The 6,050-nt window shown below is 67.6% G+C and carries 6 protein-coding genes; all 6 read right to left on the bottom strand.

Annotation, left to right across the window (positions count from 1 at the left end):
* Positions 1-37 precede the first annotated feature (37 nt).
* Complete coding sequence (locus ACR2JA_RS06200; protein WP_434008236.1) at positions 38-685, bottom strand: Bug family tripartite tricarboxylate transporter substrate binding protein; 648 nt, start codon at positions 683-685, stop codon at positions 38-40.
* A 58-nt stretch (positions 686-743) separates the two neighbouring features.
* On the bottom strand, positions 744-2,387 hold the full coding sequence (gene aliA, locus ACR2JA_RS06195; protein WP_434008235.1) for a cyclohexanecarboxylate-CoA ligase: 1,644 nt from the start codon (positions 2,385-2,387) through the stop codon (positions 744-746).
* Positions 2,388-2,424: 37 nt separating this feature from the next.
* Positions 2,425-3,582, bottom strand: a complete 1,158-nt coding sequence (aliB, locus tag ACR2JA_RS06190) for a cyclohexanecarboxyl-CoA dehydrogenase (RefSeq protein ID WP_434008234.1) — start codon at positions 3,580-3,582, stop codon at positions 2,425-2,427.
* A 16-nt stretch (positions 3,583-3,598) separates the two neighbouring features.
* Positions 3,599-4,381 (bottom strand): 2-ketocyclohexanecarboxyl-CoA hydrolase, encoded by a 783-nt coding sequence (badI, locus tag ACR2JA_RS06185; protein ID WP_434008233.1) that lies wholly within the window; start codon positions 4,379-4,381, stop codon positions 3,599-3,601.
* A 40-nt stretch (positions 4,382-4,421) separates the two neighbouring features.
* A complete protein-coding gene (badH, locus tag ACR2JA_RS06180; RefSeq protein ID WP_434008232.1) occupies positions 4,422-5,189 on the bottom strand; it encodes a 2-hydroxycyclohexanecarboxyl-CoA dehydrogenase in 768 nt (255 codons plus the stop codon).
* Between the two features lie 451 nt (positions 5,190-5,640).
* A partial coding sequence (locus ACR2JA_RS06175) for a DsbA family oxidoreductase (protein ID WP_434008231.1) occupies positions 5,641-6,050 on the bottom strand: 410 nt, incomplete at its 5' end.

Here is a 6,050-nt window from a genome sequence, read left to right as displayed (position 1 = left end):
TGCGCACCTTGCCGGCGCGCACGTGCGGGAAGGCGATTCACGGATCGAACACGTAGTCGGCCTGGTTGGCCATCACGTAATGCAGGGCCGGCGCGGCGCCGCGGTAAGGGAGGTGGGTGGCGAACACGCCGGTGACCTTCTTGAACAGTTCACCGGCCAGGTGCGGGGGCGTACCGGCACCGGCGGACGAATACGACAGCTTGCCGGGGTTAGCGCGGGCGTAGGCCACGAAGTCCTTGGCGTCCTTGAAGGTGGCTTGCGGCTTGACCACCAGGTACATCTGGCTGCGGCCCACACCGGCCACCGGGGTCAGGTCCTTGGCCGGCGCGATGGTCTGCTTGAACAGGTAGGGGTTGGCGGTCTCGAACGAAGTGGGTGCGATCAGGAAGGTGTAGCCGTCGGGCGTGGCGCGGATCACCTCGCTGGCGGCCAGGTTGCCGCTCGCGCCGGGCTTGTTCTCCACCACTACGGCCTGGCCCAGCGCTTCGCCGAGCGACTGCGCCATGACGCGGGCCATGACGTCGGTGGTGCCACCGGGCGCGAAGCCAACCACGATGCGGATGGGCTTGGCGCTGGGCCAGGCCTGCTGGGCCTGCGCACTGCCCAGGGCAGCGAAGCCCAGGACGGCTGCGGCGGCAGCCTGGATCAGGCTGCGGCGCTGGGGGGATGCGGTGGTGTTGAACATGGCTGTGTCTCCGGGTGGTGGGTTGTGGTCGGCAGGGGAAAAAGAGGTGGCGCGGGATTCAGACCAGTCCTTCGCGCAGCATCTCGCGCAGCTTGAACTTCTGGATCTTTCCGGACGGGGTGGACGGCATGGCGTCGCGCACGATCAGGCGCTCGGGGATGTACTGCATCGCCACCTTCTGTTCCTTCATGAAGGCGACGATGGCCGGCAGGTCGATGGTCTGCCCGGCCTTGGGCACGACCACCGCGCAGGCGCGTTCGCCCAGGCGCTCGTCGGGGTAGGCCACCACGGCCGCCATGGCCACGGCGGGGTGGCGGTACAGCAGCGCTTCGATCTCGACCACCGGGATGTTCTCGCCGCCGCGGATGATCACGTCCTTGCTGCGGCCGGTGATGCGCACATAGCCCTGCTCGTCCAGGCGCGCGAGGTCGCCGGTGTCGAACCAGCCCTCGGCGTCGGTGCCGTTGAGGTGCGGGCGCTTGAGGTAGCCGCCGAAGTTGGACACCGAACGCACCATCAGCTTGCCAGCCTGGCCCGCGGGCAGGACCGCACCGTCGAAGTCCACCACCCGGAGTTCGACACCGGGCAGCGGGCAGCCGTCGGTGGTGAAGGCGCGCTCGTCGGGGTCGTCCAGCCGGATCAGTGTCACGGCGCCGTTTTCCGTCATGCCCCAGGCGGACACGATCTTGGTGCCCAGCACCGCGCGCGCCTGCTCCACCAGCGGGCCGGGGATGGGGGCGCCGGCGCACAGGAAGGTCTTGAGCGTGGGCACGGTCTTGCCCGACTCGGCCACGTGTTTGGCGAGGTCGGTCAGGAACGGCGTGGACGCCATGGTGAAGCTGCAGCCCTCGGCGCGGATCAGGTCGATCGCCTTGAGCGGCTCCCACACGTCGTAGATCACCGCGCTGGCCTTGAGCAGGATGGGCATGATCAGCCCATACATGAAGCCGGTCTGGTGCGCCATGGGCGAGGCCATCAGGATCACGTCCTCGGCGTCCAGTTGCAGGCGCTGCGCGTAGGGAATGATGTTGGCCATCACCGTGTTGGCGGTGTGCATCACGCCCTTGGGTTCACCGGTGGTGCCCGAGGTGTAGATGATCTGGGTGACGTCGTCCGGGCCGGGGCGGTGGCGCGTCAGGACCTCGCGTGCTCCGGGCTCGTTCTCCCAGGCCGGGCCGCTGAGCAGGGCCTCGAAGCTGTTGGCACCCTGCCCGCCCACCACCACGATGTGCTGCAGGTGCGGCAGGCTGGGCTTCAGTCCGGTGGCCATCTGCTCGAAATCGAAACCCCGGAAGACCTTGGGCACGATCAGCACCTTGGCCTCGCCGTGCTGGAGCATGAACGACAGCTCGCGCTCGCGGAAGATGTGCATCAGCGGGTTCATCACCGCGCCGATGCGCGAGCAGGCGAGGTAGACCACGGTGAACTGCCACCAGTTGGGCAGCTGGCAGGCGACGATGTCGTTCTTGCCCACGCCCAGCTTCGTCAGGCCCACCGCCACGCGGTCGGCCATGGCGGCCAGCTCGCGGTAGGTGAAGCGCGTGGTCGCGCCGCTTTCGGCCTGCACCGCCGTCAGCGCCAGCTTGTCGGGGCAGGCCGCCACACACGCGTCCAGCTCGTCGTTGATGGTGCGGTCGGGCCAGAAGCCCTGGGCCACGCTCTGGGCGCGGCGGGCCGGGATCAGCACTGCATCGAATTCCATGGTCTTGTCTCCTGCTCTGGGGGTGGAACCGGTCCGGTCAGGCCGGTACGTTCTTGCGGCCGGCGCGGGTGCGGGCGATGATGGTTTTCATGATCTGCGCCGTGCCGTCGCCGATCTGGAAGCCCAGCACGTCGCGCAGGCGCTGTTCCATCAGGCCGCGGTCGTAGCCGCCATGGCCGTAGCACAGCAGGCACTGGTGGATCACGTCGTAGGCCAGCTTGGGGCCCCACCACTTGGCCATGCCGGCCTCGGCAGAATGCGGCAGGCCCTTGTCCTTGAGCCACAGGCCCTGCAGACAGACCAGGCGCGCGCCCTCGACTTCCGTGTCGAACTGGGCCAGCGGGTGCGTCACGCCCTGGAAGGCCGACAGCGGCTGGCCAAAGGCCTGGCGCTGGGTGATGTATTCCCAGGTCTCGTCCAGCGCCACACGCGCCACGGCCAGGCACTGCAGGCCGATCAGCGAGCGCGAGAAATCGAAGCCGTGCATCACCTGCACGAAACCCTTGTTCTCGTCGCCCAGGCGGTGGCTCACGGGGATGCGCACGTTCTCGAAGAAGATGGAACCGCGGCCGATGGCGCGCTGGCCGTGGCAGTCGAAGCGGTTGGTGGTCAGGCCCGGGGTGTCCATGGGCACCAGCAACGCGGTCACGCCGTGCGCGCCCGACTCGGGCGTGCCGGTGCGGCCGAACACCACGGCGATGTCGGCCTGGTCGGCGGCGGAGATGGAGGTCTTCTCGCCGTTGATGACGTAGAAGTCCCCATCGCGCTCGATGCGCAGGCGCAGGTTGGCGGCGTCCGAGCCGCCACGCGGTTCGGTCAGCGCGATGGCGCAGATCGCCTCGCCCTGCACGATCTTCTGGAGCCAGGGGCCCACGATGTCCGGGTTGCCGTATTTGGAGAGGATCTGGCTGTTGAGCGAGGCCAGCAGGTTCAGGTACGAGAAGCTCAGGTCGGCGCGCGCGATCTCTTCGTGGATCACGCCCGCGGCCAGGCAGCCCATGCCCAGGCCGCCGAACTGCTCGGGCAGCTCGGGGCAGATGAACCCGAGCGCGCCCATCTCGCGCAGCAAGCTGCGGTCGAGGTCGCGCGTCTTGTCCCGCTCCAGGAAGCCGGGCTTGACACGTTCGTCGGCAAAGCGGCGCGCGGTTTCGGCCAGCGCCTGCAGGTCTTCGTCGATGTAGGGATTCGGGTTCATCTGGGTCCTCCTGCGTTTACTTGGCGTACTTGCGGAACTCGGGCTTGCGCTTTTCCTTGAGCGCGTTCACGCCCTCGCGCGACTCTTCCGTGTCGTAGTACAGCTTGAGCGCGTACATGCCCATGCCGGCGATGCCGCTCTGGTGCGCGGTGTCGCAGTTGAAGCTGCGCTTGGCGATCGCGATGGCGGTGGGGCTGCGTTCGCAGATCGTCTCGGCCCATTCCTGCACCGTTTCGTCCAGCTTCTCGTGCGGCACGCAGATGTTGGCCAGGCCCATGTCCACCGCTTCCTGACCGGAGTAGCGCTTGTTCAGGTACCAGATCTCGCGCGCCTTCTTCTCGCCCACCACGCGGGCCAGGAAGGCCGTGCCGTAGCCGGGGTCCACCGAACCCATCTTGGGGCCGACCTGGCCGAAGATGGCCTTCTCGGAGCAGATGGTCAGGTCGCAGATGGTGCACAGCACGTTGCCGCCGCCGATGGCGAAACCCTGCACGCGGGCGATCACGGGCTTGGGCACGTCGCGGATGGCGGTGTGCAGCTCTTCCATCGGCAGACCGATGGTGCCGCGGCCGTCGTAGTTGCCGTCGTGGGCCGACTGGTCACCGCCGGTGCAGAAGGCCTTCTCGCCGGCGCCGGCCAGCACGATGCAGCCCACCTGGCGGTCGTAGCCGGCCTTGTTCAGGGCCTTGATGATCTCGTCGCAGGTGGTGCCGCGGAACGCGTTCATCTTGTCCGGGCGGTTGATGGTGATCCAGGCCACGCCGTTGCGGACTTCGTACAGGATGTCTTCGAAATTCATGGGAGTTTCCTCGGGTGTGCGTTGAAGGGGTGGCGTGCGGTCAGCCGTGCATGGTCAGACCGCCAGAGACGGAGATGACCTGACCGGTGATGAAGCCGGCGTCGTCGCTGCCAAAGAAGGCGATGGCGCTGGCCAGGTCGTCCGGCTGGCCCAGGCGGCCCAGCGGGATGGCGCTGCGGAAGGCTTCGAGCAGCTTGGCCGGGTCGCGCGCGCCTTCGGCCACACCGGCCAGCAGCGCGGTGTCGGTCGGGCCGGGGCAGACCACGTTGACGGTGATGTTCTGGCGGGCGTGTTCGCGCGCCAGCGTCTTGGACAGGGCCACCAGACCGCCCTTGCAGGCGGAGTACACGGCCTCACCCGACGAGCCGCCGCGGGCGGCGTCGGACGCCACGTTGACGATGCGACCGGCCTTGCGCTCGGCCATGCCGGGCAGCACCGCGTGCAGCATGTGCAGGGCGCCGGTCAGGTTGATGGCGATCAGCTTCTCCCACTCGGCGGGCACGGTCTTGGTGAAGGGCTTGAACACGTCCCAGCCGGCGTTGTTCACCAGCACGTCGATGGGGCCCAGCGCGGCTTCGGCCGCGGCCACGGCCGCATCCACCGCGGCGCGGTCGGTGATGTCGCACTTGAAGGCCTTGGCCACACCGCCTGCGGCTTCGATGTCGGTGGCCACTTTCTGGGCAGCCTCCAGGTTCATGTCGAAGACGGCGACCTTGGCGCCCTCTTCGGCAAAGCGACGGCAGGTTGCGCCGCCGATGCCACCGCCACCACCGGTGACGATCACGGTTTTTCCACTCAGATTGCGCATGTTCAGGACTCCTAGGGACTGGGACGGGATGCTTGGGATCGGATGATCCGAAAGCGGCATTTAAGACAACATATTTGCCTATTCTAGGGATCGACAAATCAGACGTCAAACCCGTTCATCCCAAAACCATAGGTGTTTTCCCTATGCAAGCGCGCTACAGTTCAACGAATTGCACGACCACCCCCTCCGAAAAACAAAAACATATAAGCAAACATATTTGCTCTTATACCCCGCAAGACCCAGCCACAGAGGCCACAGGCGCTGCACGCGCGCGGGCGTGCACGGCACGACCGCCGGAGTGGCGGGCATCGAATGGATGGAGGAGGAACGACACCCGGTGTGCACCGGGTGTGCGGGAACGCGCGGCAAGGCTGGGGGCCGCGGGCCGGATCAGCGTCCGGTGCGACCCGCCCTCAAGGAATGCGGCGTCGTCCCTTGAAAGGGTGCGGGCTCAGGCGCCCGCGGCGATCTGGCGCAGGGCCTGCTCGAACACGGCCGAAGGCTGGCCGCCGGAGATCAGGTGCCGGTCGTTGATGATGACCGCTGGAACCGAGTGGATGCCGTGGCCAGTGAAGAACTGTTCGCGCTCGCGCACCTCGTCAGCGAATTCATCGCTGGCCAGCACCGCGGCGGCGCGGGTGGCGTCCAGCCCGGCCACCTGCGCGCAGGCCAGCAGCACGGCGTGATCGGCCGGGCTCTCTGCTCGGCCGTGGTAGGCTTCCAGCAGCGCCTTCTTGAGCGCGTGTTGCTGGCCAGGCTCTCCCTCGGCGGCCGCCCAGGTCAGCAACCGGTGCGCGTCGAAGGTGTTCCAGATGCGGCCGCGGCCGTCGGCCGGGAACACGAAGCCGGCCGCGGCGCCCC

Source organism: Hydrogenophaga sp. (assembly GCF_051007235.1).
GTDB lineage: Bacteria > Pseudomonadota > Gammaproteobacteria > Burkholderiales > Burkholderiaceae_C > Hydrogenophaga.
Note: the sequence above shows the minus strand (reverse complement) of the source record. Positions and strands in the feature narration are given on the sequence as shown.